We start from the raw sequence: 26,088 nt of genomic DNA, 5'->3' as shown, positions 1-26,088 counted from the left end.
CAAAAGCCAGCAGGTATCTGCTATTTGCCTGGCAACGAGCAACCGTGAACGGCATTCCTCGTCGCATCTGTGTCGGACCTCCGGGCCAGGACGACTGAGTCGCTCAAGGCGACGGCGTCGCCCGGTGCGGTGGCTCGTCCAGGGGGTGCACGGCGACGGCGATCTTGCCGCGCGGTCGTCTGCGGCCCTCGCCGGCAGAGCCGCCTTCCAACAGGGTGTGCGCCTGTGCGATGTCGGCCAGCGGCAGCACGGCACCGATCACCGGCCGAAGTCTGCCCTGGTCGACCAGCCGGCCGAGGGCCGCGAGCTTCGCCCGGCCGGGGCTGACGAAGACGAAGTGGTAGGTCGCGTTCACGCCCCACGCGGCGAGCAGGTTCTGAGGTTCGGGGATGTCCACGATGGACACCACGCGGCCTCGGTCGGCGAGGATCTCCGGACTGCGGGCGAGGGTGTCCCCGCCCACCGTGTCCAGCACGACGTCCACCCCGCCCAGCGCACGGACCTGCGGCACGTAGTCACCGGCCGAGAAGTCGATCGCGATGTCGGCTCCCAGTCCGGTGACGAACTCGTGATCCCTGGCCCGCGCGGTGGTCACCACCTCGGCTCCCAGCGCCCTGGCGACCTGGATGGCGGCCGAGCCGACCCCGCCCGCTCCGCCGTGCACCAGGACCCGTTCCCCGACCCGGACCCCGGCGCGTTCCACCAGCGCCTCCCACACCGTCACGCCCACGAGCGCGAGTCCGGCGGCCTCGACGTGCGACAACCGTGCGGGCTTGGGGGCGACCAAGGCTTGGTCGACCACGTGGAACTCGGCGTACGTTCCCTGCCCGGCGAACACCGGCGCCAGGTACCAGACCTCGTCGCCCGGCTGGAAGTCGCCTGCCCCGGGACCGGTCTCGACCACCACACCGGACACGTCGTTGCCGATCACCGCGGGCAGCGCTACCTGGTCGCGATAGTCGCCGCGTCGGGTCTGCAGGTCGAGAGGGTTCACGGACGTGGCCATCACGCGCACCAGCACCTGGCCGGGTCCGGGGACGGGCCTTGGCAGCTCTCGGAGGGCGAACGCGGCTTCCGCGTCACCGAAGCGGACGAGTTCCACCACTTGCATCGAAGTCGACATGCGGCGATCGTAGATCGAGATATCGCGAATCGTCAATATGTACGTGCGTTACGATCGCCGCATGTTCTCGGAGGCGGAGTTGCTGGCTGTGTTCCGGGCCCTGTCCAACCCGGCCCGCCGTCAGATGCTGGTCTGGCTCAAGGAACCGATGAGTTTCCCCGGCCAGGAGCCCGAGGACGTCGAGATCGGTGTCTGCGTGACCGACATCCAGCAGCGCACGGGTCTGGGGCAGTCAACCACCTCGCAGTACCTCGCGATGCTGCGGCAAGCAGGGCTGGTGATCGCCACCCGGCGAGGCAAGTGGACCTACTACCGCCGAGACGAGGCGAACATCGCCCGCCTCCTGGAGACCTTGCGCGACGTGTTCTAGATCCACTGCCGTTCGGCTCGGTCCTGCCGCGCTGGGCCCGTCACGCGAGCTCGACCCCCGAGGCTGACGCCCGGAGTGCTGGCTCCGCGGCGAACGCGTGGTCAGCCGCGAGCCAACACGGCCGTCCCGCCACAACCGGAACCAGACCCGCCGGTGATCCAGACCCGCGCTGCACCCATGGACGGCATCGTCGGCACTCCAGCGCCTCCCGAGCGGTAGTCACGCAGATGGACACGCACAAAAGCAGAGGGCCGGTACTGAAATCAGTACCGGCCCTCTGACCTGCTGCTTAGCTGTCGGGGTGGCGGGATTTGAACCCACGACCTCTTCGTCCCGAACGAAGCGCGCTGCCAAGCTGCGCTACACCCCGATGTCCACCGGTCTCCCGGCGACATCGATTACTTTAGCCCACCGGCGGCCGGAGGCGAAATCCGGTTTCTGCGGTGCTGGGGCCGCCTCGCCGGGTTCGGCCGGACGTGGTCCACCGCGGTGATCAGCGCGCCCAGACAGGCGAAGAGCAGGCCGAGGGCCAGGGCCTGTGCGAGGGCGCCCGTGTAACCGTACGTACCGACGTCGAGGAACAGGTACGGGTAGCGGTCCCCGCTCGCGGGGGAGAGCAGGGCCCCGCGGGTCAGGATGAAGCCCAGGTGCGCGAGGGGCGGCAGCAGCCAGAGCGGGATCTGGGTCGCGCGCAGCGTCTTGGGTGCGGTCAGCAGCAGCCAGTCCAGCGCCACGGCCGCCGGCGTCACCGTGTGCAGGAGCAGGTTCGCCGTCGTCGTCCAGCCAGGGGTGTGAAGGGCGCCCGGGGCCGCTGTCGGAGTCAGGCCGGTGCCGCTGTTGACCAGTACCAGGTGGTACATCAGCGCGGTGATCGCGGCGAGCAGGAGTACTGCTCCGGACAGCCTCGGGGAAAGGGGTGGTCCGCCCGCGAGAGCGCGGGCCGCCGACCAGGCGAGGACCGCCGCCACCAGCAGGTTCGCCTGGACGGTGAACAGGCTCAGGACCAGCGTGGGACTGCCGGCCAGCGCGGCGACGACCGGGCCGGTCGCCGCCGTCGCGCACACCAGGGCCCGGAAGGCGGCGGCCCCGGGGCGGGATGTCCCGCGGCTCTTCGCGGGTACCGCTTCCACCCGGGGGCGGGGGAGTCGGTAGGTCCTGGGCGCGGTCATGGTGTGAACGTAAGCGGGACGGGAAGACCCCGCTATTCGTCGTCCGCCCGTCGGGGGAGCCGCAGCCCCTCCCGGCGTCCCTCCGTCGGACCTTCTCTCGGCACCGGCACCGGCACCGGCACCCGCCCCCGGGCTGGGCAGGCCAAGCGGACCGGGGTGTACCGGTCAGGCGGCCCGGCCGTGAGGCCCGCCGCCCTGGGTGTCAGGCCCTCGGGGCCAGCGTCAGCAAGGTGGCCTCGGGCGGGCAGGCGAAGCGGACCGGGGTGTACCGGTTCGTTCCGCAGCCTGCCGAGACGTGGAGGTAGGCGCGCCGGCCGTCGACCGTGTGGCTGGACAGGCCCTTGACCCGGTCCGTGTCCAGGTCGCAGTTGGTGACCAGGGCACCGTAGAAGGGGATGCACAGCTGACCGCCGTGCGTGTGACCCGCCAGGATCAGCGGGTAGCCATCGGCCGTGAAGGCGTCCAGGGAACGCAGGTACGGTGCGTGCACCACGCCGATGGAGAGGTCCGCCCCCGCCTCGGGGCCGCCCTGGACCTCCGCGTAACGGTCCCGCTTGATGTGCGGGTCGTCCAGTCCGGTGAACGCGATCTCCAGGCCGTCCAGCTTCAGCCGGCCGCGGGTGTTGGTCAGGTTCAGCCAGCCCGCCTCGTCGAACGCGTCGCGCATCGGCTCCCACGGGTTGTGGACGGCGCCCACCGCCGGGGCGTTGCCGTTGAGGCCGTGCTTGCCCCGGGCCTTCTCCAGGAGGTAGCGGGCCGGGTTGCGCAGCTTCGGGCCGTAGTAGTCGTTGGAGCCGAAGACGTACACCCCGGGGAACTCCATCAGCGGGCCCAGCGCGTCGAGCAGCTCCGGCACCGCCTCCGGGTCCGAGAGGTTGTCGCCCGTGTTCACGACGAAGTCGGGGCGCAGCCCGGCCAGCGACTGGAGCCAGGCGCGCTTCTTGCGCTGGCCGCCCACCATGTGGATGTCGGAGACCTGGAGCACGCGCAACGGGCGCGCCCCGTGCGGGAGTACGGGAACGGTGACCCGGCGCAGCCGGAACGAGCGGGCCTCGAATCCGGCGGCGTAGGCGAGGCCGGCGACGCCGACCGCCGCGCCGACTGCCGTGACTTTCAGGGGTACTCCGTAGCGTGCGCGCATGTGTCCATCGTCGCAGACAGGAGGCGGCGAGCGGAAAACCGGAGGGCGGCCGACGCCGCGGACCTGTCACAATCGCGGCATGACCACGCTCAAGTCCAAGCTCAAGGAAGACCTCCACACGGCCATGAAGGCGCGTGACGAGCTGACCTCGTCCACCCTTCGGCTCACCCTGACCGCGATCACGAAGGAAGAGGTCAGCGGCACGTCGGCGCGCGAGCTCTCCGACGACGAGGTGCAGAAGGTGATCGCCAAGGAGGCGAAGAAGCGCCGCGAGGCGGCCGAGGCCTTCGCCCAGGGCGGCCGGACCGAGCAGGCGGAGCGGGAGAAGGCGGAGGGCGAGCTGCTGGACGGCTACCTGCCCAAGCAGCTCAGCGACGACGAACTGGACGCGATCGTGGCCTCCGCCGTCCAGGAGGCGAAGGCGGCCGGCGCCGAGGGGCCCCGCGCGATGGGAGCCGTCATGAAGATCGTCAGCCCGAAGGTGGCCGGTCTGGCGGAGGGCGGTCGGGTCGCCGCCTCGGTGAAGAGGCTCCTCGCGGGCTGATCCGGGCAAGAGCCGGACTGTGCCGGACTGTGCCGGAGTGAGCCGGACTGTGCCGGTGTGATCCGGACCGAGCCGGACCGAGCCGGACCGAGCCGGACCGAGCCGGCCCTGGTCCGGCGCCGGGGGACCGGCTGGAGAGACGAAAGCGGGGCGGTTCCCGTCGACCGGGAACCGCCCCGCCTCCGTGCGGCCCTGGAGCCTCATGGCGCCCAGGGGCCCGTCCCCGTCAGGGACCGTCGGGCCCGGGCGGGAACTGGATGTCGGGGAACGGGCCGTCGCCGCCCGGCTTGTCGTCCCCGCCGCGCTGGGTGCCGCGGTCGCGGTCGCCGCCGCGGCCCTCCTCGTCCTTCTCCCCCTTCTCCCTGCCCCGCGGCACGGAGACGGTGTTGAACCCGGGGGTCTCGGAGGCGTCGAGCGCGCCCGTCATGGCGATCCGCCAGATCGGTCCGGGCAGGCAGCCGCCGCAGACCTTGTCGTAGAACTGGCCGCCGATGGTGACGTTGAACATCGAGCTCTTCTCGCCGACGTCGTCGCCGACCCACACCGCGGTGGAGAGGTTGGGCGTGTACCCGACGAACCAGGCGTCCTTGCGGTCGTTCGTCGTACCGGTCTTGCCCGCGTTGTCCCGGTCGTTGAGTCCGGCCTGCGTACCGGTGCCGTCCTCGACCACGCCCTTGAGCATCTGGTTGATGGTGTCCGCGGTCTTCTCGCTCATCGCCCGCGAGCACTGCGTCTTCGGGACCTTGAGCTTCTTGCCGTTCGGGTCGGTGATCGACTCGATGGCGACCGGGGTGCAGTACGTGCCCCGGTTGGCGAACGCGGCGTACGCGCCGGCCATGGAGAGCGGGGTGCTCACCTCGCCGCCGAGGGTGATCGACGGGTACTCGCCGATCTTCTTGCCGTCACCGCGCTCGTAGCCGACCTTCTTCGCCATCTCCACGGTCTCGCAGAGGCCGGCCTTCTGCTCCAGGAGCGCGAAGTAGGTGTTGATGGACTTGCCGAGCGCGCTCGTCATGTCCCAGGAGCCCTTCTCCGACTCCAGCTCGTTCTGCAACTGCCAGGGGGCCTGGCCGGCCGGGGCGCCGGAGCAGTTGCGGAAGTCCCGCTCCTGGAGCGTCATCTTCCAGTCCGTCGAGAACGACGTCGCCGGGGTGATGCCCTTCTCCAGCGCCGCCGCCGCGGTGAACGGCTTGAACGTCGAGCCGACCTGGAAGCCGTACGTGCTGCCGCCCATCTTGTTGCTGACGGCGAGGTTGAGCACGGTCTCGTTCTGCTTCTGGTCCAGGCCGTACGGGCGGGACTGGCCCATCGAGAGGATCTTGCCGCTGCCCGGCTGGACCTGCACCACGGACGCCGCGAACTTGTCCGCCTTGGTGACCTTCGCGGTGGCGGCCTCGTTGGCGGCCTGCTGCGCGCGCGGGTCCAGCGTGGTCCGGATGGTCAGCCCGCCGAGGTTCCAGAGCTTCGCGCGCTCCTCGTCGGTCTCGCCGAAGGCCGGGTCGGTCAGGATCGTCTTGCGCACGTAGTCGCAGAAGAACCCGGATCCGCTGACGGCGGTGATGCAGCCGTTCTTCGGCCTGCTCACCTTCAGCTTGATCGGGGTGCGCATGGCTTCGTCGGCCTCGCGCTGCGAGATGCTGCGGACGGCGGCCATGCGCGTGAGCACGATGTTGCGGCGCTTGGTCGCCTCCTCCGTGTCGTTGACCGGGTCGTACCGGCTGGGCGACTGGACGATGCCGGCGAGCAGCGCGGCCTCCTCCAGCTTGAGGTCCTTGGCGCGCTTGGAGAAGTAGCGCTGGGAGGCGGCCTCGACGCCGTACGCCTGCTGTCCGAAGAACGTGATGTTGAGGTAGTTCTCCAGGATCTTCTTCTTGCCGAGCTCTTCCTCCACCTGGATCGCGTACTTCAGCTCGCGGACCTTGCGGCCGAGCGTCTGCTGGGTGGCCTGGGCGACCTTCTCCGGGTCGTCGCCCGCCTCCTCGACGAAGACGTTCTTCACGTACTGCTGGGTGAGCGTCGAGGCGCCCTGCGCCGTACCGCCCGCCTGGACGTTGCGGTTCATCGCGCGCAGGATGCCCTTGAGGTCGACCGCCCCGTGCTCGTAGAAGCGGGAGTCCTCGATCGCGATGATCGCGTCCTGCATGTACGGGGAGATGGCCTGGAGCGGGACGACGGTCCGGTCGCGCGAGTAGACGGTCGCGATCGCGCCGCCGTCCCGGTCCAGGATCGTGGTCCGCTGGCTGAGCGGCGGCGTCTTGAGATTGGAGGGGATCTCGTCGAATCCTTCGACCGTCCCCTTGGCGGCGAGTCCCAGCGCTCCGGCTGCCGGCAGCGCGATGCCTGCCAGCACAGCTCCGGAAAGCGCGGCGACACCGAGGAACTTGGCGGCCTGCTGGGTCGTCGTGAGACCCCCGCCCGAGCGCTTCTTTGGCATGGGGGCAGCCTACGTTCTCATTCGCCGGACAGGCGTACAGGCCTTGGCCTAAGCTGCTCTCAACTGTCACAGCAGTCCGGTCACGTATCAAGTCCCCTGCAGCCCCATGCACCTCTTCTGGTCATTCTTCCTCCAGGCCGACACGCAGGTGTATCGCACGCATCGCACAGAGTGGCGCTCCCGAAAACGCCGCGTGTGTCACGGATCGTCCGTTGCCATTCGGGTGTACTGTCCCGATTTCGCGGAGATAGTCACGCATGTCTCCGCATCACTCCCCTGGGTGATCTGCCGCATACGCATAGTCCGTTCGGACCATTCAAGATTGGGCCCGAAGGGGGTGTTGTGCTGTCCCTACCTTCCGTAACGTCCTCAACTGGCAGCGGTGAATATGCCGCTACCGCCGTGGGGGAGCCTCGATTCGGGAGAGGACGGCGCCGGCATGGGCTGGGTAACCGACTGGAGTGCGCAGGCAGCCTGCCGCACTACCGATCCGGATGAACTGTTCGTACAAGGGGCAGCGCAGAACAGGGCCAAGGCGGTGTGCACCGGATGCCCGGTGCGGACCGAGTGCCTGGCCGACGCGCTGGACAACCGCGTCGAGTTCGGCGTGTGGGGTGGCATGACGGAGCGGGAGCGCCGCGCGTTACTGCGTCGTCGGCCCACCGTCACGTCGTGGCGTCGCCTGCTGGAGACCGCGCGCAGCGAGTACGAGCGGTCCACCGGCATGCTGCCCGCGGTGATCGGGCTGGAGGACGACGAACTGCACGAGACGTACGCCGCCGTGGGATAGCCGGCCGCGGACGCCGTGCGGCGTCCACGCCGCGCAGCGCCGCGTCTGCACCGTGCCGCGTCTGCACCGCGCCGCGTCTACGCCGCTCCGGCCGGAGTCGGTACGGAACCGGTCGCGAGGCGGTCGCCGATGGCGCGCAGTCCGTCCAGGTCGTGCACATCACCCGGCAGCGCGGCCACCGCCGTCACCGGCACCTCGGGGTGCAGGGCGGTGAAGCGGTCGCGTGTGCGCTGCTCGCGGGCGACGACCTGCATGCGCTCGGCGTGCAGGCGCAGCAGACCGGCCGTCAGCTGATCGACGTCGACCGGGGCCTCCGCCTCGGGAGCCCTGTCGGAACTGTCCTCGCTGCTCGGCTCGTGCTCGGCCACGCTCGTCGGTTTGTCCATGCTCGTCGGCTCGGTCGCGCTCGTCGGCTCGGATTCACTCGGCTCGGTCTGGCTCGGGTGCGCCGGCGGATTCAGGGTGTCGGGCGTCCGTGCGGGATCGGCCGCGTTCGTGCGGGAGGGCTCGGGGGAGAGCTGCGGCTCGGGGCGTTCGGAAGAGGTGACCGCCAGGTCGGGGGCCTCCGGGTCACCAAAGCCAGCCTTCCCGGCCGCTTGATCCACAATGCGGGCGTCATCAAGATTTTCCGCGGCGGCGAGCGCGTGCTCGGCGGAGAGCCGGGAGGCGTCGCTGCCGTGCACCCGGTTCAGGACGAGACCGGCCAGCGGCATGTCCTCAGCGGCCAGCCGCTCCACGAAGTACGCGGCCTCGCGCAGCGCGTCCCGCTCCGGCGTCGCGACCACGAGGAAGGCCGTGCCGGGAGCCTGGAGCAGCCGGTACGTGGCGTCCGCCCGGCTGCGGAAGCCGCCGAACATGGTGTCCATGGCGGCGACGAACGTCTGCACGTCCCGCAGGAACTGGCCGCCGAGCAGCTTGCCCAACGTCCCGGTCATCATCGACATGCCGACATTCAGGAACTTCATCCCGGCCCGGCCGCCCACCTTCGCCGGAGCCATCAGCAACCGGATGAACTTCCCGTCCAGGAACGAGCCGAGCCGCTTCGGTGCGTCCAGGAAGTCCAGCGCGGACCGCGAGGGCGGGGTGTCGACGACGATCAGGTCCCACTCGTCGCGGGCCCGCAGCTGCCCGAGCTTCTCCATCGCCATGTACTCCTGCGTACCGGCGAAACCGGCCGACAGGGACTGGTAGAACGGGTTCTCCAGGATGGCGCGGGCCCGCTCCGCGTCCGCGTGCGCCTCGACCGTCTCGTCGAAGGTCCGCTTCATGTCGAGCATCATGGCGTGCAGTTCGCCGTCGCCCGCGATGCCGTCGACCCGGCGCGGCACGTTGTCCAGCTGGTCGATGCCCATGGACTGGGCGAGCCGGCGGGCCGGGTCGATGGTGAGGACGACGACCTTGCGGCCCCGCTCGGCAGCCCGTACGCCGAGGGCTGCGGCGGTCGTGGTCTTGCCGACCCCGCCGGAGCCGCAGCAGACGACGATCCGGATGCCCGGGTCCGCCAGCAGCGCGTCCGTGTCCAGACCTGCCGACGCGTCCGGCCGGTCCGGTCCCGCGGCCTCGTCCCGCCCGGCGCCGTGCGTGTTCTGCGTCGTGTCCGGCGTAGTCATGCGTCCACCTCTCCCCCCGCGCCCTGTTTGCTGAGCTCGGTGGCCAGCTCGTGCAGTGCCACGAGGTCCACGCCGTCGCCGATCAGCGGCAGCTCGGCCGTCGGCAGGCCCAGGCCGGCCAGCACGTCCCGCTGCTCCCGCTCCAGTCCGACCCGCTCGGCGTGCTCGGCCGCCTGCTCGATCAGCGGCCGTACGAGGGCGGCGGAGCCGGTCACCCCGGCGCGGGTCAGCGACTTGGCGATCTCCCCCCGGCGACCGCCCGACGCGGCGCGCAGCGCCTCCTCGTCCAGGAGGTGCGGGCGGACCATGTTGACGATGACGCGGCCCACCGGCAGCTCGGCGGCGCGCAGCTCGGCGATGCCGTCCGCCGTCTCCTGGACCGGCATCTCCTCCAGCAGCGTCACCAGGTGCACGGCGGTCTGCGGCGACTTCAGGACCCGCATGACGGCCTGGGCCTGGTTGTGTATCGGACCGATCCGGGCCAGCCCGGCGACCTCGTCGTTCACGTTCAGGAAGCGGGTGATGCGGCCGGTCGGCGGGGCGTCCATGATCACGTGGTCGTAGACGAACCGGCCCTGCTTGTCCTTGCGGCGGACCGCCTCGCACGCCTTGCCGGTCAGCAGGACGTCGCGGACGCCGGGCGCGATGGTGGTGGCGAAGTCGATCGCGCCGAGCTTCTTGAGCGCCCGCCCGGCGCTGCCGAGCTTGTAGAACATCTGGAGGTAGTCGAGGAGCGCGCGTTCGGCGTCGATGGCCAGCGCGTACACCTCGCCGCCGCCGGACGAGACGGCGATCTTGCGCTCCTCGTAGGGCAGCGCGTCGGAATCGAAGAGCTGGGCGATGCCCTGTCTGCCCTCGACCTCGACCAGGAGGGTGCGCCTGCCCTCGGTCGCGAGGGCGAGCGCGAGGGCGGCGGCGACCGTGGTCTTACCGGTACCGCCCTTGCCGCTGACGACCTGGAACCTGCTCACGTATTCGAGCCTAACCAGTCAGGCCCCGGGCTACGCACGGGACCGTACGTGCCAGGTATTACAGTCGGGCCCATGACCAAGTGGGAATACGCGACCGTGCCCCTTCTCGTGCACGCGACCAAGCAGATTCTGGACACCTGGGGCGAGGACGGCTGGGAGCTGGTCCAGGTCGTTCCCGGCCCGAACAACCCCGAGCAGCTCGTGGCCTACCTGAAGCGGGAGAAGGCGTAGTGGCGGGCTCCGTCGAGGCGCGGCTGGCCGAGCTCGGCCTGACCCTGCCCGCCGTCGTGCCGCCGCTGGCCTCGTACCAGCCGGCCGTGCGGTCCGGGGTGTACGTGTACACCTCGGGCCAGTTGCCGATCGTGGACGGCAAGCTCGCCGTCACCGGCAAGGTCGGCGGAGAGGTGACGCCGGACGAGGCGAAGGAGCTCGCGAAGACCTGCGCGCTCAACGCCCTGGCCGCCGTGAAGTCGGTCGCCGGTGACCTGGACCGCATCAAGCGCGTGGTGAAGGTCGTGGGCTTCGTCGCCTCCGCCTCCGACTTCACCGGGCAGCCCGCCGTGATCAACGGTGCGAGCGAACTGCTGGGCGCGGTCCTGGGCGACAGGGGCGTGCACGCGCGCAGCGCCGTGGGCGTGGCCGTGCTGCCGCTGGACGCACCGGTCGAGGTGGAGGTCCAGGTCGAGCTCGTCGAGGCCTGAGTCGTCCTGGCCGCCTGAGCCGTCCGAACCGACCGCCTGAGCGGAGCCGCCTGAGCCGAGCCGTCCGAGCCGAGTGTTTTCGAGCCGAATCGGTCGTCCGGGCCGTCCCGCACCATCACGACACGATCCCGTCCGGTCTCCGCGACCGGGCGGGATCGCGTGCGTACGGGCCGGTTCGCGGAGGGTGCCGTTCGGCTCGAAGATCATGGCACCTCTCGAACATCGGCGCGGTTCCGGATAGCCTCCGGCCATGTCCCGTGCTCAGTGGTACCCCCCGGAATGGCCCGACCGGATTCGGGCCCTGGCGGCAGGTGAGCTGACGGCCGTGACGCCCCGGCGGGCCGCCACGGTGATGCTGCTCCGCGACCCGGGCGTCGCGGGGGCGGCTGCCGGAGCGGCGACCGCCGGGGCGGCAGGGGCCGCAGAGGTCGGCGGGCCCGTCGTGCACATGCTGCGGCGACGGACGTCCATGGCCTTCGCCGGGGGCGCGTACGCCTATCCGGGTGGCGGAGTGGACCCCCGTGACGACGACCGGCTCATCGGCTGGGCCGGCCCGTCGTTGGAGCACTGGGCCGCCCGGCTCGGCGTGGCGACGGCCGCCGAGGCGCAGGCCGTGGTGTGCGCGGCGGTGCGCGAGACGTTCGAGGAGGCCGGCGTCCTGCTCGCCGGGCCGACCGCGCGGACCGTGGTCAGCGACACAACCGGGGAGGACTGGGAGGCCGACCGCGAGGCACTGGTGGCCCGCGATCTGTCCTTCGCGGAGTTCCTGGACCGGCGCGGACTCGTGCTGCGCTCGGACCTGCTGGGCGCGTGGGCGCGCTGGATCACCCCGGAGTTCGAACCGAGGCGGTACGACACCTGGTTCTTCGTCGCCGCCCTCCCCGAGGGGCAGCGCACCCGTGACGTCTCCACGGAGGCCGATCGCACGGTGTGGATCGCGCCCGCGGAGGCCGCCGGCGGCTACGACCGGGGCGAACTGCTGATGATGCCGCCCACCGTGTCGACGCTGCGGACGCTCCTTCCGTACCGGACCGCCGCCGAGGCCCTGGCGGCGGCGGACGACCAGGACCTGACGCCCGTACTCGCGCGGGCCCGGCTGGAGGGCGGCGAGCTGGTGCTGAGCTGGCCGGGGCACGACGAGTTCACCAAGCACGTACCGACGGCTCCGGACACCTCGGCGGCGGCAGACCTGCCGACGGCCGCACCCGCCCCGACCGCGGCCGAGGGCGGTGACGTCCGATGAGCGACGCAGCCGCCCTCCCGGGGCAGCCGCGCGGAGCGGTCACCTCCGGTCCCGCCACCACCCGTACGGTCAACGTCCTCGCGCCCAACCCGTCCGCGATGACGCTCGACGGCACGAACACCTGGATCGTCGCCGAGCCGGGCTCCGGCCTCGCGGTCGTCATCGATCCCGGCCCCCTGGACGACGCGCATCTGCGGGCCGTCGTCGACGCGGTCGAGCGGACCGGGCGCCGGGTGGGCCTCACACTGCTCACGCACGGACACCCCGACCACGCGGAGGGCGCGGGCCGGTTCGCCGAGCTGACCGGTACGAAGGTGCGGGCGCTGGACGCGGCGCTGCGGCTCGGCGACGAGGGGCTGTCGGCGGGTGACGTGATCACCACCGGCGGGCTGGAGCTGCGGGTGGTCCCGACGCCGGGGCACACCGCCGACTCGCTCTCGTTCCACCTGCCCGCCGACCGGGCGGTCCTGACGGGCGACACGATCCTGGGCCGCGGTACGACGCTGGTGGCGCACCCGGACGGACGGCTCGGCGACTACCTGGACTCGCTGCGGCGGCTGCGGTCCCTCACGGTCGACGACGGGGTGCACACCGTGCTGCCGGGCCACGGGCCGGTGCTGGAGGACGCGCAGGGGGCCGTGGAGTTCTATCTGGCCCACCGCGCCCACCGGCTGGCCCAGGTGGAGACGGCGGTGGAGGCGGGGCACCGTACGCCGGCGGCCGTGGTGGCCCGGGTCTACGCGGACGTGGACCGGTCCCTGTGGCCGGCCGCCGAGCTGTCGGTGCGGGCGCAGCTGGAGTACCTCGCGGAGCACGGCCTCATCTGACGGCTCTGGCGGGCGCTGTCCGGCAGGTCCCCGCCGACGGGTCGTACTCCGGTCGGCGGGGACCCGCGCGGCGGGTCACATCACCGGGTCAGCGCGAGCGCTTCGCCAGGCGCTCCACGTCCAGCAGGATCACCGCGCGGGCCTCCAGCCGCAGCCAGCCGCGGCCGGCGAAGTCCGCGAGCGCCTTGTTGACCGTCTCGCGGGAGGCGCCGACCAGCTGGGCCAGCTCCTCCTGGGTGAGGTCGTGCACCACGTGGATGCCTTCCTCGGACTGGACGCCGAAGCGGCGCGACAGGTCCAGGAGCGCGCGGGCGACCCGGCCGGGCACGTCGGAGAAGACCAGGTCGGACATCTGGTCGTTGGTCTTGCGGAGCCGCCGGGCGACCGCGCGCAGCAGCGCCGTGGCCACCTCGGGCCGGGCGTTCAGCCAGGGCTGGAGGTCGCCGTGGCCGAGGCCGAGGAGCTTCACCTCGGTCAGGGCGGAGGCCGTCGCCGTACGCGGGCCCGGGTCGAACAGCGACAGTTCGCCGATCAGCTCGCCGGGGCCGAGCACGGCCAGCATGTTCTCGCGCCCGTCGGGCGAGGTGCGGTGGAGCTTCACCTTGCCCTCGGTGACCACGTACAGGCGGTCACCCTGGTCGCCCTCGTGAAACAGCGCGTCGCCGCGCGCGAGGGTCACCTCACTCATCGAGGCGCGGAGCTCCGCGGCCTGCTCGTCATCGAGCGCCGCGAAAAGCGGGGCGCGCCGCAGAACGTCGTCCACGAGTTCTCTCCTTGTCGGCCTGCTCAGGGAACCGTGGTCCCCATCATGCCGGACGGTAAAACAGTGCGATCAATCACAAACCAGTTTGACGCACGGACGTGCCCGAACCTACGGCAGGGGGCCGATCGGGGGTGGATACGCGGTGACCGGGGCGGTTGTCGGTGGCTGGCTCTAGGCTGGCCGGGTGTCCAGAACGCCGGGGAGAGTGCGGGCCGAGGGGGTCGGCGGGCTGCCCGGGAGGCGCGATTCCGCTCTGGGCGAACACCTGCGCTCGCATGCGGAGAATGCCGCTAATGGCTCCCCCGGAGAAGCCGTCCGGGAGACCGCAGCGCCGGTCCGAAAGCCATGGGAGCCGGCCCGAAAGCCGGCCAGGAGGTCAGCAGTGACAGCGTCAACGGCCGGAGCGACGTCGGGAGCCACGCCGGGGAAACCCGCACGCGGGGCGGCGGCGGATGCGCCGGCAGCACGGGAGAAGACGGCAGCACGGGAGAAGACGGCGGTGCCGAGGAAGACGGCGGCACCGAAGCAGGCAGCGGGACCGAAGAGGACGGCGGTAGCAGCGGAGAAGACGACGGCGGCGAAGGCGACGGTGAAGGAAGCGCGCAAGGCGGCGAAGCCCGAGTCGCACCTCGCGATGGTGCGCCGCGCCCGCCGGATCAACCGTGAGCTCGCGGAGGTCTATCCGTACGCCCATCCGGAGCTGGACTTCCGCAATCCGTTCGAGCTGCTCGTCGCCACGGTGCTGTCCGCCCAGACCACGGACCTGAGGGTCAACCAGACCACGCCCGCGCTGTTCGCCGCCTATCCCACACCCGAGGACATGGCGGCGGCCGTGCCGGAGGAGATGGAGGAGCTCATCCGGCCCACCGGGTTCTTCCGGGCCAAGACGAAGTCCCTGCTGGGCCTCTCCGCCGCCATCCGGGACGACTTCGGCGGCGAGGTCCCGGGCCGGCTGGAAGACCTCGTCTCCCTGCCGGGCGTCGGACGCAAGACCGCGAACGTGGTGCTGGGCAACGCCTTCGGGGTGCCGGGCATCACGGTGGACACGCACTTCGGCCGCCTGGTCCGGCGGTGGAAGTGGACCGACGAGGAGGACCCGGTCAAGGTCGAGGCGGTGGTCGCCGACATCTTCCCCAAGAGCGAGTGGACGATGCTCTCGCACCGGGTGGTCTTCCACGGCCGTCGGATCTGCCACGCCCGCAAGCCCGCCTGCGGCGCCTGCCCCATCGCCCCGCTCTGCCCCTCGTACGGAGAGGGCGAGACGGACCCGGAGAAGGCCAGGAAGCTCCTGAAATACGAGATGGGCGGCTATCCCGGACAGCGGCTCAGCCCGCCGCCGGACTACCCGGGCAAGCCCGCTCCCGCGCTGGGAGCCGCGTGAGCGCCCCTCCGGGGGGACCGCATGAGCACCGCCTGCGAAAGCGGCATGAGGCCCTTGCCGGAGCCACAGGAGCCACGGGAGCGACAGGAGCCGTAGGAGCCGTCGGAGTCGAGGCAGGCGCGAGAGCCGCTGGGGGCGCACGGGCCGCAAGGGCTTCAGAACTGCCGGAGCCGTGGCCGACCCGCGCTTGGGCACCCGCGAGGAAGCCGCCCCTCCGCCCCTCCCCGACGAGAAGACTCGGAACGAAATGGCCGACGACAGGCGTTGTGAATCTCCGGGGGTGCCCATGACGCACACGCACACACACGGCACGGCGCACAACGGCGGACAGGCGTACGGGCGCGGGCCGGTGGCCGACCGCAGGCCCGCCCGCGCCCCCTTCGTCCCGGAAGCGGCGATCGACGTGACCACCGACGGACTGCCCGACTGGCTGGATCCGGTCGCCAGCGCCGCCCGCAGCGTCCAGCCGCACCAGCTCAGCCGCTTCCTGCCGCCCGCGAGCGGGGCCGGCCGGCAGTCCGCCGTCCTGATCCTGTTCGGGGACGGCGAGCGGGGGCCGGAGCTGCTGCTCATGGAGCGCTCCGGGACGCTGCGCTCCCATGCCGGGCAGCCGTCCTTCCCCGGTGGGGCCCTCGACCCCGAGGACGGCGACCAGGCCACCACGGGGCCGCTGCGCGCCGCGCTGCGCGAGGCCGAGGAGGAGACCGGGCTCGACCCCCGGGGCGTCCAGCTCTTCGGCGTACTGCCCCGGCTGTACATCCCGGTGAGCAGCTTCGTCGTGACGCCCGTCCTGGGCTGGTGGCGCGCGCCCAGCCCGGTCGGGGTGGTCGATCCGGCCGAGACGGCCCGGGTCTTCACCGTTCCCGTGGCGGATCTCACGGACCCGGCCAATCGCGCCACGGCCATGCATCCGAGCGGGCACAGCGGCCCGGCATTTCTGGTCGAATCGGCTCTGGTCTGGGGTTTCACGGCCGGAGTGATCGACCGGATTCTGCACTACGCCGGGTGGGAACGCCCCTGGGACAGGGCCAGACAGGTGCCGCTCGACTGGCGCGCATGACACGCTGGCTGCCCTGATGCGCTGTTCCGGGCCCGCCCCGGACCCCGTCACCACCGACGGGCAGGTGACGAAACTGCGAGGCTACAGACGGTGAACGTGCTGGACATCCTGCTGCTGGTCGGCGCCGTGTGGTTCGCGGTCATCGGCTACCGCCAGGGTTTCGTCGTCGGCATCCTGTCGGTGATCGGCTTCCTGGGGGGCGGCCTCGTCGCCGTCTACCTGCTGCCGATCATCTGGGACCGGGTGACCGACGGCTCCGAGGTCTCCACCACGGCCGCCATCGTCGCGGTCGTCATCGTGATCGTCTGCGCCTCGGTCGGCCAGGCGTTCACCACGCACCTGGGCAACCGACTCCGCAGACACATCACCTGGTCGCCGGCCCGCGCGCTGGACGCCACCGGAGGCGCCTTGGTGAACGTGGTGGCGATGCTGCTCGTCGCCTGGCTGATCGGATCCGCCCTGGCCGGTACGTCGTTGCCGACCCTGGGCAAGGAGGTCCGCAGTTCCTCGGTCCTGCTCGGGGTGTCCCGGGTGATGCCCCAACAGGCGTCGACGTGGTTCACCGACTTCTCCTCCGTGCTGGCGCAGAACGGCTTCCCGCAGGTCTTCAGCCCCTTCGCCAACGAGCCGATCACCGAGGTCAAGGCGCCTGATCCGGCGCTGGTGGGCAGTCCGGTCGCGGCCCGCGCCAAGCAGTCGATCGTCAAGGTCGTCGGTACGGCCCCGAGCTGCGGCAAGGTCCTCGAAGGCACCGGCTTCGTCTTCTCCGACCGCCGGGTGATGACCAACGCCCACGTCGTCGGCGGCGTCGAGGAGCCGACCGTCCAGATCGGCGGCGAGGGCCGCCTGTACGACGCGAAGGTCGTCCTCTACGACTGGCAGCGCGACATCGCGGTCCTGGACGTGCCCGATCTGAACGCCCGGCCGCTGGAGTTCACCGGCTCCGACGGCGACGCGGAGACCGGCGACAGCGCGATCGTCGCGGGCTTCCCGGAGAACGGCGCCTATGACGTACGTTCCGCGCGCGTCCGCGCCCGCATCGACGCCAACGGCCCGGACATCTACCGCCGGGACACCGTCCGACGCGACGTGTACTCGCTGTACGCGACGGTGCGTCAGGGCAACTCGGGCGGACCGCTGCTCACCCCGGACGGGAAGGTGTACGGAGTGGTGTTCGCCAAGTCGCTCGACGACCCGGACACCGGCTACGCGCTGACTGCGGACGAGATCCGCGAGGACATCAGGATCGGCCGCGAGGCCAACCAGCAGGTCGACAGCCAGGGATGCGCCCTCTGACACCGGTGAGGGCGGCGCCCTCGGAGCCCGGTGAGGAGGGCGCGGCCTCGGCGCACGGCACCGGACCCGCGAAACGGCGGGTCCGGCGTCCGGTCTGCGGCCGGTGCGCGCCGCCCAGAGGCTGGGCGCGGCGCTCCGCTGATCAGTTGCGCGGCGCTCCGCTGATCAGTTGCGAGGATGGCGAAGCCGCGCCGAGACCCAGCGGGCCCGACGTCGGAGGATGCGCGGAATACCGAGCCGGGGATGGCGAAGGTGCGGCACTTCGTGCACCCGGCCCCGGGGGCCGCCCCCCTCGTGCGTGCTCACACCGGCTGACGCGGTGGAGCGGCGGTTGCGTGCTTCGTCGGTGAAGTCGTGCGTCCAGCCCATACCCCGACGTCTGCCCGTGACCCAAGGTCGGTAATCGTGCGCGAGTCAGCCAATTGGCCTATGCGACAGGCAATTGGCTGTCCGACGTACACGCGCGCGCCCGGCGCGGGTTCCGGGCGGCGGTCCTCAGCGGTCGGGCTCGGGGTCCTTGAGCCAGTTGACGAGTTCGGTGGAGAAGCCGATTGGGTCCTCCTCGTGCGGGAAGTGCCCGAGACCGTCGAAAAGCCGCCACCGGTAGGGCGCCTCGACGTACTCGCCGGACCCCGCCGAACTGCGGGTGCGTACCGCCGGATCGAGCGAGCCGTGCAGGTGCAGGGTGGGCACCCGGACCGGCCGCTTCATCCGCCGGTTGAACTGCACGCCGTCCGGCCGGGCCATCGAGCGGACCATCCACCGGTACGGCTCGATCGAGCAGTGCGCCGTGGAGGGGATGCCCATCGCGCGCCGATAGGTGTGCAGGCTCTCGTCGTCGGGGAACTCCGGGGTCCGGGGCCCGGCCCAGTCCTGGATCAGAGAGCCCACCAGCGCCGCGTCGTCCGCGACGAGCCGGCGCTCAGGAAGCCACGGCCGCTGGAAGCCCCAGATGTACGAACCCGCCCTCGACTGGGCGAAGTCGGACAGCATCGAGGAGCGCCAGCGGCGCGGGTGCGGCATGGAGGAGACGACGAGCCGGCGCACCAGCTTGGGCCGCATCACGGCGGCCGTCCACGCGAGGTAGCCGCCGAGGTCGTGGCCGACCAGGGCCGCGTCCGGTTCGCCGAGGGAGCGGATCACGCCGGTGACGTCGAGCGCCAGGTTGGCCGGGTCGTAACCGCGCGGCGTACGGTCGCTGCCGCCCACTCCGCGCAGGTCCATCGCCACCGCGCGGAACCCGGCTTCGGCGAGCGCGGGCAACTGGTGGCGCCAGGTCCACCAGAACTGCGGGAACCCGTGCAGGAGCAGCACCAGCGGCCCCTCGCCCATCTCGGCGATGTGGAACCGTGCCCCGTTGGCCGCTACGTCGCGATGGGTCCAGGGGCCGTCGAGGCGTACGGGTCCCCCGGCGCCTGCCGGGTTCGCCGGGCCGAATGCGCTGGAATCGGGAACCGTCATGTGGACGAGCGTGCCACAGCGGTGGCCTTGTCCTGACCGGCGCCGCTCTCCAGAGCCTTGTCCGAGCGGGAACTGCCGGAGCGGCGGAGGATCGCTTCGGCGGTCACCGCGGGGCGCGGGTGCGGCTTGGCGTTCTGCAGGACGGCGGCGGTCTGCTTGGCCGAGGCGATGGTCTTCTCCGGCGGCTTGACCTTCTTGAACTTGGCGATGCCGAAGAGCGCCAGCAGAACGCCCAGCAGGATGAACGCACCGCCCACGATCAGGAACGACCAGGCGAGGCCGAGTCCCAGATTGTGAATTCCGTACGCCGCCGCGAAGCTCAGCATCGGGATCGCGAACAGCAGCAGCGCCCCCATGACGATGAACGCCACGCTGCCGACCACGCCCCGCTTGACGTCCTCCCGGACCTCGGCCTTGGCCAGAGCGATCTCGTCGTGCACCAGCGCGGACAGCTCGGCCGTCGCCGAGGCGACCAGCTGTCCGATACTGCGGTCGGTGCTGCCCGCGTAGTTGCCGGGGTCGCTCATCCTGACTCCCTCTCCGTCTTCGACACATCCGATGTCAGATCATGCCGGACTGTCCCGGTTGTTGCGCGCTGCCCCCGCCCGTTCGGCGAGACGGCGATGCTCGGCCGCCTTCCGTTCGTGGATGGCGGCCATCCGAAGGTGGTACTCCGGATCGTCCTGCTCGTAGACGTCGGGTACGCCGGACGCGTCGTCGTCCCGCTCCTCCGCCTCGTACAGCGCTCGGTACGTCCGTACCCGGAGTTTGAGCAGTACACCGGCGAGGACGGCCGCTATCAGGGATCCGAGCAGAACGGCGGCCTTGATCTCGTTGACCATCGCGGGGTCACCCTCGAAGGCGAGCTCGCCGATGAGCAGCGAGACGGTGAACCCGATGCCGGCGAGCGAGGCGACCGCGAAGACGTCCGCCCAGGCCAGGTCCTTGTTCAGCTCCGCCTTGGTGAAGCGCGCCGCGAGGTACGTGCCGCCGAAGATGCCGACGGCCTTGCCGAGGACGAGTCCGAGGACGACGCCGAGCGTCTCGGGCCGGGTGAAGACGCCCGCCAGCGCTTCGCCCTTCAGGGAGACTCCGGCGGAGAACAGGGCGAACAGCGGGACGGCGACGCCGGCGGACAGCGGGCGCACCAGGTGCTCGATGCGTTCGCCCGGCGAGTGTGCCTCGCCCTCGCGCCGGGTGCAGCGCAGCATCAGTCCCATGGCGACGCCGGCGATGGTGGCGTGGACGCCGCTGTTGTACATCAGGCCCCAGACGACCAGGGCGAGCGGGACGTACACGTACCAGCCCCGGACCTCGAACCGCAGGAGCAGGAAGAAGACGACCAGGCCCAGAGCTGCCCCGCCCAGGGCCAGGAAGTCGAGGTCGTCGGTGAAGAACACCGCGATGATCAGGATGGCGAACAGGTCGTCCACGACGGCCAGGGTGAGCAGGAAGGCCCGCAGTGCGGAGGGCAGCGACGTGCCGATCACCGCCAGGACCGCGAGCGCGAAGGCGATGTCGGTGGCCGTCGGCACGGCCCAGCCGTCGAGGGAGCCGCCGCCCACGGTCGCGGTGAACGCGTAGACGAGCGCCGGTACGGCCATGCCGCACAGCGCCGCCACGACCGGCAGCGCGGCGGCTCTGGGGTCGCGGAGATCGCCCGCGACCAGTTCTCGTTTGAGTTCGACGCCCGCGACGAAGAAGAAGACCGCCAGGAGCCCGTCCGCCGCCCAGTGCGCCACCGACAGGTCCAGGCCGAGTGCGGCGGGGCCGAAGTGGAAGTCGCCGGCGGACGCGTAACCGGCGGGGAAGGTGTTCGCCCAGACCAGTGCCGCCACGGCCGCCACGAGCAGGATCACGCCGCCGACCGTCTCGGTGCGCAGCGCTTCGGCCAGGTAGGTGCGCTCGGGGAGCGAGAGCCGGCCGAGCAGGGACCGGCGCGGCGGGGGCGGCGTGGGGGAGGGCGGTGCGGGGGTGGGCGTGTCCACGAGAAGGGGACCTCCGGGTCGGGACGGCAGGACGGCATGGCTGATGCTCGTGCCGACCAGACTTCCCGGCGCCCCTGTGGAGATGTCTCCGCCGATGCGGATGGCGATGCGGATGGCGGTGTGGATGCCGATGCGGATGAAGTGTCCACCCTACCGGGGGCGGCGGGGCCCGGAGCGGGACCGCAGCCGGTGATGCTCATCCTGACCGCTCGTCGGGCGCCCGGCGCGTCGCCGCCGGGCGGCCGACAGGGCCGTACAGGTGGTGCCGCTCAGTCCTCGGACGAGGAGGACGGGAGCTGGGTGGTGATCAGGTCCATCACCGACGAATCGGTGAGCGTCGTGACGTCGCCCAGCTTCCGGTTCTCGGCCACATCGCGCAGCAGCCGCCGCATGATCTTTCCGGACCGGGTCTTGGGCAGCTCGGCGACCGGGAGCACCCGCTTGGGCTTGGCGATCGGGCCGAGCGTCGCACCGACGTGGTTGCGCAGATCGACGACCAGTTCGTCGGAGGCGGTCGCGGTGCCGCGCAGGATCACGAACGCCACGATGGCCTGGCCGGTCGTCTCGTCGGCCGCTCCGACCACGGCCGCCTCGGCGACGGACGGATGCGAGACGAGCGCCGACTCGACCTCCGTGGTCGAGATGTTGTGACCGGACACGAGCATCACGTCGTCGACCCGTCCGAGCAGCCAGATGTCGCCGTCCTCGTCCTTCTTCGCGCCGTCGCCCGCGAAGTACTTGCTCTCGAAGCGCGACCAGTAGGTGTCGATGAAGCGCTGGTCGTCGCCCCAGATGGTGCGGAGCATCGACGGCCACGGCTCGGTCAGGACGAGGTAGCCGCCCCCGCCGTCGGGCACCTCCCTCGCCTCGTCGTCCACGACGGTGGCGGAGATGCCCGGCAGCGCGCGCTGGGCGCTTCCCGGCTTGGTCTCCGTGACGCCCGGGAGCGGCGAGATCATCATCGCGCCGGTCTCGGTCTGCCACCAGGTGTCCACGATCGGGCAGCGGTCGGCGCCGATGTTCTTCCGGTACCACATCCACGCCTCGGGGTTGATCGGCTCACCGACCGAGCCGAGGACGCGCAGCGAGGACAGGTCGAACTTAGCGGGGATGTCGTCGCCCCACTTCATGAACGTACGGATCGCCGTCGGCGCCGTGTAGAGGATCGTGACGCCGTACTTCTGCACGATCTCCCAGAAGCGCCCCTGGTGCGGGGTGTCGGGCGTTCCCTCGTACATGACCTGGGTCGCGCCGTTGGCCAGCGGCCCGTAGACGATGTACGAGTGTCCGGTCACCCAGCCGACGTCGGCGGTGCACCAGTAGACGTCGGTCTCCGGCTTGAGGTCGAAGACCGCGTTGTGGGTGTAGGCCGCCTGGGTGAGGTAGCCGCCGGAGGTGTGCAGGATGCCCTTCGGCTTCCCCGTGGTGCCCGAGGTGTAGAGGATGAAGAGCGGCTGTTCCGCCTCGAAGGCCTCGGGGGTGTGCTCGGCGGACTGCCGGGCGGTGATCTCGTGCCACCAGACGTCGCGCCCCTCGGTCCACGCGGTGTCCTGGCCGGTGCGGCGGACCACCAGGACGTGTTCCACGCCGTCGATGCGCGAGACCGCGTCGTCGACCGCCGGCTTCAGCGCGGACGGCTTGCCCCGCCGGTAGCCGCCGTCGGCCGTGATGACGACCTTGGCGTCCGCGTCCTGGATGCGGGCCGCGATGGCGTCGGCCGAGAAGCCGCCGAAGACCACCGAGTGCGCGGCGCCGATGCGGGCGCAGGCCAGCATCGCGACGGCGGCCTCGGGGATCATCGGCAGGTAGACGGCGACCCGGTCGCCCGTGCCGACCCCGAGTTCGGTGAGGGCGTTGGCGGCGCGGGAGACCTCGTCCTTCAGCTCCGCGTAGGTGATGGCGCGGCTGTCGCCGGGCTCGCCCTCGAAGTGGATGGCTACGCGGTCGCCGTTGCCCGCCTCGACGTGGCGGTCCACGCAGTTGTACGCGACGTTCAGCTTGCCGTCGGCGAACCACTTCGCGAAGGGCGGGTTGCTCCAGTCGAGGGTCTCGGTCGGCTCGGTGGCCCACGTCAGGCGGCGGGCCTGCTCGGCCCAGAAGCCCAGCCGGTCCGCCTCGGCCTGCTCGTACGCCTCTGCGGTGACGTTGGCGTTGGCGGCCAGCTCGGCAGGCGGAGCGAACTTCCGCTCTTCCCGAAGCAGGTTGGCCAGGCTCTCGTTGCTCACGACTTCTCCCAGTCCCAGGGTGTCCGTTGTGTCCCGGGGCATAGCTCATCAGGCGCGGGGCCGGGTGACAAGTGTCTGCCGGGAATTGGTTTAGACCTGTGTCTTCGTGTATGGAGACATGATCCCGCTCCGCTGCTCAGGGCGGTTGCGCGACGCGTGCGCGGAACCGCCCCCGACCGCTGCCGGGGCCGCCGAACGCGGCGGAACGGGGTCATCAGGTCTCACGTGCCCGGGGCCTTCGAGGTTCAGACGCAGCTGGGCTCCCGCTCTCCCGGGCCGACCCGGTCGAAGACCTCGGCGGTCCCCGTTCCGGAGAGGGCGTCATCGGCCAGCAGATACGCCTGCGCCTCGCCGACGTGGAAGTACAGGCCGTGGAGTTGGAGGGTGCCGTCCGCCAGACGACGGGCCACCGATTCGTGCGCCCGCAGATGCTCCAACTGCTGTACCACGTTGGTGAGGCACAGCTGCTCGACCTCGTCGGCGGGCAGCCGCCCGGAGATCCGCGCCCAGGAGTGCCGGCGCGACGCCATCCGCTCCAGGCTGGGGAGCCCGTGGCGCAGCCACCGCCACAGCGGCGTCCTCGGCCGGCCCGGTTGCCCCGGTTGCCCCGGCTCCCCGGGAGTGGGCGCGGGTTCGCCGCTGAGCAGCGCCTGCATGGCCCCGCAGCCGGAGTGGCCGCAGACGGTGATGGACTCGACCCGCAGGACGTCCACCGCGTACTCGATCGCCGCCGCCACCGAATCGTCGCCGCTACCGGCCGACCCGGTGTCCGGCGGGGGCACCAGGTTGCCCACGTTGCGCACGGTGAAGAGGTCGCCCGGTCCACTGGACGTGATCATGCTGGTGACCAGGCGGGAGTCCGCGCAGGTGATGAACAGGTGCGAGGGGCGCTGGCCCTCGGCGGCCAGCCGTGCCAGCTCTTCGCGCACCAGCGGGGCGGTGTTGCGCTGGAACGAACTCAGACCGCCCAGCAGCCGACGGCCCCCGCGCGAGAGGGTCGAAGGCGAGAGAGTCGAAGGGGTGCTGTTCCAGCCATCGTTGGCATCGCTGCCGTGGGTTCCGGTTCCGGCAGGGGCATGGGGCGCGTCCGCTTCGCTGCCGGCGCTACTGCCGGTGCTGCTGTCCGTGGAAGCGCCGGGGTCGGCGGTGCCGGGGTCGGTGCGGGTGCCGGCATCGGATTCTCTGGTGGTCCCGGCACCGGAATCGGCGCTGGTCTCGGTGGAGGGTACGGGTCCAGCGTCGTGCGCCGGGTCGGTCGGGGTGGGTGCCTGGGGTGTGCCGTCGTGGCAGTGGTGGTTGCGCCACGGCGTCCAGGGGCGGCAGCAGGAGTGAGCGGCGGCGGCCGGTTCGCCGATACGGCTGCCGGACCGGCCGATGAAAAGGATTCGGCCACCCTGGGCCAGTTGAGCGACGTGCCATTCCTGGATCGCCTCGTAGGCGGCGTGGTCCATGAAGAACCCATCCAGCTCCACCGTCGCATCGATCCCCGGCGGCAGTTGGCCAAGGGCCCGGGTGAGCCGCGGTACGGCGAGGAAGGTGAGCGGGCCGTGCACCGTCACCAGATGCCGCCCGTCCCGCTCGGCCACCGTGATCCTCGTACGCCCCGTCCGGTGCAGGGCGATGATCACCGCCACGGCCACACCGAGGGCCACGCCCGTCAGCGCGCCGAAGGCGACGACCCCGGCCACCGTCGCCCCGTAGACGACGAACTCCCGGTGCCTTCGCACCTTGCGGAGGTGCGCGAGGCTCACCATCTTGATCCCGACCATCATCACCAGCGCGGCCAAGGCGGCCACCGGGATCCACGCGAAGACGGAGACGAGCAGCCCCGCCGCGAGGAGCACCCAGATCCCGTGGAGCACGGTGGAGGCCCGACCCGTCGCTCCCGCACGCACGTTGGCCGAACCGCGCACCGCGCCCCCGGCCACCGGCAGGCCGCCCAGCAGACCGGCCACCACGTTGGCGATGCCCTGACCGCGCAGCTCGCGATCGAGATCGGAACGCGGCGGCGCGAGGGTGGGACGCGTCACCGGAGCGTTCAGCGGCCGAACATCCCCTGCGGAGATCGTCGGGCCGCCCGGCGGCGGGGCTGGGCGTGACGGGTCGCCGGCGCGCTCTGCCGTCAGTTTGTCCACGGCGACCGCGGAGATCAGCGACTCCAGACCGGCCACGAGCATGACGGTGAACACGGCGGTGGCCAGGGCGAGAACAGGTCCCTCGGGCAGCTCCGGCAGCGCGTGCGTACGCCAGGACGGCAGATTGACCCGGGAGATGTGGGGCGCCGAGACGGCCGCGACCGCTGTAGCGATTACCACCGAGGCGAGCGCGGCCGGGACGGGCCGTACGATCCGGCCGACGCGCCCCGGCAGCCGGGGCCACAGAACGAGAACAGCGACGGTCAGCGCCCCGATGAGCGGAGCGGCCGGACTGATGCCCGCCAACTGACGTGGCAAGGCGAGCACGTTGGCCACGGCGGAACTCTGCGGGGCTCCACCGAGCACGATGTGCAGTTGGGCGAGCGCGATGGCCGCACCGATACCCGTGAGCGTGCCGTGCACGATCGCCGGGCTGACGGCGAGCGCGTTGCGCGCGACTCGCAGCGTGCCGAGGAGGAGTTGGAGGAGCCCGGCGCCGACGGTGATGGCGCACGTGGTGCGCCAGCCGTAGACCTGGATCAACTCGGCTGTGACGACGGTGAGTCCGGCGGAAGGGCCGCTGACCTGGAGCGGTGAGCCGCCCACCAGCCCGGCGACGATGCCGCCGACGGCAGCGGCGACCAGACCGGCCTCCAGCGGTGCCCCGACGGCGAGTGCCAGGCCGAGCGACATCGGCACGGCGATGAGGAAGACGGTGATGGACGCGGACACGTCCGCGCCCGCGATGCGAAAGCGTCGCCGGTCGGGTGGCGGGCTGTGCCGGTTCTTCTTCTCGGCAGCGGCGCGGCTGGGCCGCGAACTGCGGGGGGTGTGGTCATGGCGCGTAGGGACGCAG

General features: G+C 71.3%; 23 protein-coding genes and 1 tRNA gene. 10 read left to right on the top strand and 14 right to left on the bottom strand.

All coding sequences use genetic code 11. The features are described 5' to 3' along the window. Positions 1-103: 103 nt before the first annotated feature. Positions 104-1,123, bottom strand: coding sequence for a zinc-binding dehydrogenase (locus EES43_RS12915; protein ID WP_124268862.1), 1,020 nt, complete (start codon positions 1,121-1,123; stop codon positions 104-106). Positions 1,124-1,184: 61 nt separating this feature from the next. Between EES43_RS12915 and EES43_RS12910 the strand changes: the two genes are divergently transcribed. Beyond that, positions 1,185-1,493: an ArsR/SmtB family transcription factor gene (locus tag EES43_RS12910; protein WP_124268861.1), complete on the top strand. Its 309-nt coding sequence runs from the start codon at positions 1,185-1,187 to the stop codon at positions 1,491-1,493. A gap of 296 nt (positions 1,494-1,789) precedes the next feature. Here the strand turns inward: EES43_RS12910 and EES43_RS12905 are convergent. The 3 genes from EES43_RS12905 to EES43_RS12895 form a co-directional block, all read right to left on the bottom strand. Next, positions 1,790-1,863: transfer RNA gene (locus EES43_RS12905), tRNA-Pro, on the bottom strand. 28 nt (positions 1,864-1,891) lie between these two features. Next, a complete protein-coding gene (locus EES43_RS12900; RefSeq protein ID WP_124268860.1) occupies positions 1,892-2,662 on the bottom strand; it encodes a Pr6Pr family membrane protein in 771 nt (256 codons plus the stop codon). 202 nt (positions 2,663-2,864) lie between these two features. Continuing rightward, positions 2,865-3,803 carry a metallophosphoesterase gene (locus tag EES43_RS12895; RefSeq protein WP_124268859.1) on the bottom strand — a complete coding sequence of 313 codons (939 nt, stop codon included), beginning with the start codon at positions 3,801-3,803 and terminating at the stop codon, positions 2,865-2,867. Between the two features lie 79 nt (positions 3,804-3,882). Here EES43_RS12895 and EES43_RS12890 point away from each other — a divergent pair, with 79 nt between their 5' ends. Continuing rightward, complete coding sequence (locus EES43_RS12890; RefSeq protein ID WP_124268858.1) at positions 3,883-4,347, top strand: GatB/YqeY domain-containing protein; 465 nt, start codon at positions 3,883-3,885, stop codon at positions 4,345-4,347. Between the two features lie 226 nt (positions 4,348-4,573). Here the strand turns inward: EES43_RS12890 and EES43_RS12885 are convergent, their stop codons facing one another. Next, positions 4,574-6,781, bottom strand: a complete 2,208-nt coding sequence (locus EES43_RS12885) for a transglycosylase domain-containing protein (protein ID WP_124268857.1) — start codon at positions 6,779-6,781, stop codon at positions 4,574-4,576. 439 nt (positions 6,782-7,220) lie between these two features. Between EES43_RS12885 and EES43_RS12875 the strand changes: the two genes are divergently transcribed. Next, complete coding sequence (locus EES43_RS12875; RefSeq protein ID WP_176727463.1) at positions 7,221-7,571, top strand: WhiB family transcriptional regulator; 351 nt, start codon at positions 7,221-7,223, stop codon at positions 7,569-7,571. A gap of 77 nt (positions 7,572-7,648) precedes the next feature. On the opposite strand, the gene EES43_RS12870 is transcribed toward EES43_RS12875, so the two are convergent. Both EES43_RS12870 and EES43_RS12865 read right to left on the bottom strand, forming a co-directional pair. Then, the gene (locus EES43_RS12870; protein WP_241192403.1) at positions 7,649-9,181 is read right to left on the bottom strand and encodes an ArsA family ATPase; all 1,533 of its coding nucleotides are present in this window, start codon (positions 9,179-9,181) and stop codon (positions 7,649-7,651) included. Then, entirely contained in the window at positions 9,178-10,152 is a 975-nt protein-coding gene (locus tag EES43_RS12865; protein ID WP_124268856.1) for an ArsA family ATPase, read from the bottom strand. The genes EES43_RS12870 and EES43_RS12865 overlap by 4 nt, the downstream gene beginning before the upstream one ends. Positions 10,153-10,224: 72 nt before the next feature. On the opposite strand from EES43_RS12865, the gene EES43_RS12860 reads away from it, so the two are divergent. The 4 genes from EES43_RS12860 (at position 10,225) to EES43_RS12845 (ending at position 12,923) form a co-directional block, all read left to right on the top strand. Beyond that, the gene (locus tag EES43_RS12860) at positions 10,225-10,383 is read left to right on the top strand and encodes a DUF4177 domain-containing protein (protein WP_003967454.1); all 159 of its coding nucleotides are present in this window, start codon (positions 10,225-10,227) and stop codon (positions 10,381-10,383) included. Beyond that, positions 10,383-10,853 carry a RidA family protein gene (locus EES43_RS12855; protein WP_124268855.1) on the top strand — a complete coding sequence of 157 codons (471 nt, stop codon included), beginning with the start codon at positions 10,383-10,385 and terminating at the stop codon, positions 10,851-10,853. The genes EES43_RS12860 and EES43_RS12855 overlap by 1 nt, the downstream gene beginning before the upstream one ends. Positions 10,854-11,103: 250 nt before the next feature. Beyond that, a complete protein-coding gene (locus EES43_RS12850; protein WP_241192402.1) occupies positions 11,104-12,096 on the top strand; it encodes an NUDIX hydrolase in 993 nt (330 codons plus the stop codon). Beyond that, on the top strand, positions 12,093-12,923 hold the full coding sequence (locus tag EES43_RS12845) for an MBL fold metallo-hydrolase (protein WP_124268854.1): 831 nt from the start codon (positions 12,093-12,095) through the stop codon (positions 12,921-12,923). The genes EES43_RS12850 and EES43_RS12845 overlap by 4 nt, the downstream gene beginning before the upstream one ends. Positions 12,924-13,011: 88 nt before the next feature. On the opposite strand, the gene EES43_RS12840 is transcribed toward EES43_RS12845, so the two are convergent. Continuing rightward, entirely contained in the window at positions 13,012-13,686 is a 675-nt protein-coding gene (locus EES43_RS12840; protein ID WP_003967450.1) for a Crp/Fnr family transcriptional regulator, read from the bottom strand. Positions 13,687-14,185: 499 nt separating this feature from the next. On the opposite strand from EES43_RS12840, the gene nth reads away from it, so the two are divergent. The 3 genes from nth to EES43_RS12825 all read left to right on the top strand — a co-directional run bounded on the left by nth (position 14,186) and on the right by EES43_RS12825 (position 17,423). Then, complete coding sequence (gene nth / locus EES43_RS12835) at positions 14,186-15,067, top strand: endonuclease III (protein ID WP_241192401.1); 882 nt, start codon at positions 14,186-14,188, stop codon at positions 15,065-15,067. A 247-nt stretch (positions 15,068-15,314) separates the two neighbouring features. Next, entirely contained in the window at positions 15,315-16,127 is an 813-nt protein-coding gene (locus EES43_RS12830; protein WP_241192400.1) for an NUDIX hydrolase, read from the top strand. A gap of 90 nt (positions 16,128-16,217) precedes the next feature. Beyond that, positions 16,218-17,423 carry a MarP family serine protease gene (locus EES43_RS12825; RefSeq protein ID WP_124268853.1) on the top strand — a complete coding sequence of 402 codons (1,206 nt, stop codon included), beginning with the start codon at positions 16,218-16,220 and terminating at the stop codon, positions 17,421-17,423. A 165-nt stretch (positions 17,424-17,588) separates the two neighbouring features. Here the strand turns inward: EES43_RS12825 and EES43_RS31295 are convergent, their stop codons facing one another. The 6 genes from EES43_RS31295 to EES43_RS12795 all read right to left on the bottom strand — a co-directional run bounded on the left by EES43_RS31295 (position 17,589) and on the right by EES43_RS12795 (position 25,964). After that, a complete protein-coding gene (locus tag EES43_RS31295; RefSeq protein ID WP_124268852.1) occupies positions 17,589-17,792 on the bottom strand; it encodes a hypothetical protein in 204 nt (67 codons plus the stop codon). A 126-nt stretch (positions 17,793-17,918) separates the two neighbouring features. After that, complete coding sequence (locus tag EES43_RS12815; protein ID WP_124268851.1) at positions 17,919-18,884, bottom strand: alpha/beta fold hydrolase; 966 nt, start codon at positions 18,882-18,884, stop codon at positions 17,919-17,921. Continuing rightward, on the bottom strand, positions 18,881-19,411 hold the full coding sequence (locus EES43_RS12810; protein WP_124268850.1) for a phage holin family protein: 531 nt from the start codon (positions 19,409-19,411) through the stop codon (positions 18,881-18,883). Before EES43_RS12810 ends, EES43_RS12815 begins: the two co-directional genes overlap by 4 nt. A 39-nt stretch (positions 19,412-19,450) precedes the next feature. After that, a complete protein-coding gene (gene nhaA, locus EES43_RS12805) occupies positions 19,451-20,872 on the bottom strand; it encodes a Na+/H+ antiporter NhaA (protein WP_124268849.1) in 1,422 nt (473 codons plus the stop codon). Between the two features lie 269 nt (positions 20,873-21,141). Further along, positions 21,142-23,139 carry an acetate--CoA ligase gene (acs, locus tag EES43_RS12800; protein ID WP_124268848.1) on the bottom strand — a complete coding sequence of 666 codons (1,998 nt, stop codon included), beginning with the start codon at positions 23,137-23,139 and terminating at the stop codon, positions 21,142-21,144. A 203-nt stretch (positions 23,140-23,342) separates the two neighbouring features. Continuing rightward, complete coding sequence (locus EES43_RS12795; protein WP_124268847.1) at positions 23,343-25,964, bottom strand: SulP family inorganic anion transporter; 2,622 nt, start codon at positions 25,962-25,964, stop codon at positions 23,343-23,345. Positions 25,965-26,088 lie beyond the last annotated feature (124 nt).

Source organism: Streptomyces sp. ADI96-02, assembly GCF_003846185.1.
Classification (GTDB): Bacteria; Actinomycetota; Actinomycetes; order Streptomycetales; family Streptomycetaceae; genus Streptomyces.
The sequence above is the reverse complement of the archived record's forward strand: the minus strand, read 5'-3'. Positions and strand labels throughout refer to the sequence as shown.

Coding starts and splice junctions, on each gene's coding strand:
- EES43_RS12915 (WP_124268862.1), bottom strand. CDS start 1,123: ATGTCGACTTCGATGCAAGTGGTGGAACTCGTCCGCTTCGGTGACGCG.
- EES43_RS12910 (WP_124268861.1), top strand. CDS start 1,185: ATGTTCTCGGAGGCGGAGTTGCTGGCTGTGTTCCGGGCCCTGTCCAAC.
- EES43_RS12900 (WP_124268860.1), bottom strand. CDS start 2,662: ATGACCGCGCCCAGGACCTACCGACTCCCCCGCCCCCGGGTGGAAGCG.
- EES43_RS12895 (WP_124268859.1), bottom strand. CDS start 3,803: ATGCGCGCACGCTACGGAGTACCCCTGAAAGTCACGGCAGTCGGCGCG.
- EES43_RS12890 (WP_124268858.1), top strand. CDS start 3,883: ATGACCACGCTCAAGTCCAAGCTCAAGGAAGACCTCCACACGGCCATG.
- EES43_RS12885 (WP_124268857.1), bottom strand. CDS start 6,781: ATGCCAAAGAAGCGCTCGGGCGGGGGTCTCACGACGACCCAGCAGGCC.
- EES43_RS12875 (WP_176727463.1), top strand. CDS start 7,221: ATGGGCTGGGTAACCGACTGGAGTGCGCAGGCAGCCTGCCGCACTACC.
- EES43_RS12870 (WP_241192403.1), bottom strand. CDS start 9,181: ATGACTACGCCGGACACGACGCAGAACACGCACGGCGCCGGGCGGGAC.
- EES43_RS12860 (WP_003967454.1), top strand. CDS start 10,225: ATGACCAAGTGGGAATACGCGACCGTGCCCCTTCTCGTGCACGCGACC.
- EES43_RS12850 (WP_241192402.1), top strand. CDS start 11,104: ATGTCCCGTGCTCAGTGGTACCCCCCGGAATGGCCCGACCGGATTCGG.
- EES43_RS12845 (WP_124268854.1), top strand. CDS start 12,093: ATGAGCGACGCAGCCGCCCTCCCGGGGCAGCCGCGCGGAGCGGTCACC.
- EES43_RS12830 (WP_241192400.1), top strand. CDS start 15,315: ATGGCCGACGACAGGCGTTGTGAATCTCCGGGGGTGCCCATGACGCAC.
- EES43_RS31295 (WP_124268852.1), bottom strand. CDS start 17,792: ATGGGCTGGACGCACGACTTCACCGACGAAGCACGCAACCGCCGCTCC.
- EES43_RS12815 (WP_124268851.1), bottom strand. CDS start 18,884: ATGACGGTTCCCGATTCCAGCGCATTCGGCCCGGCGAACCCGGCAGGC.
- EES43_RS12810 (WP_124268850.1), bottom strand. CDS start 19,411: ATGAGCGACCCCGGCAACTACGCGGGCAGCACCGACCGCAGTATCGGA.
- acs (WP_124268848.1), bottom strand. CDS start 23,139: ATGCCCCGGGACACAACGGACACCCTGGGACTGGGAGAAGTCGTGAGC.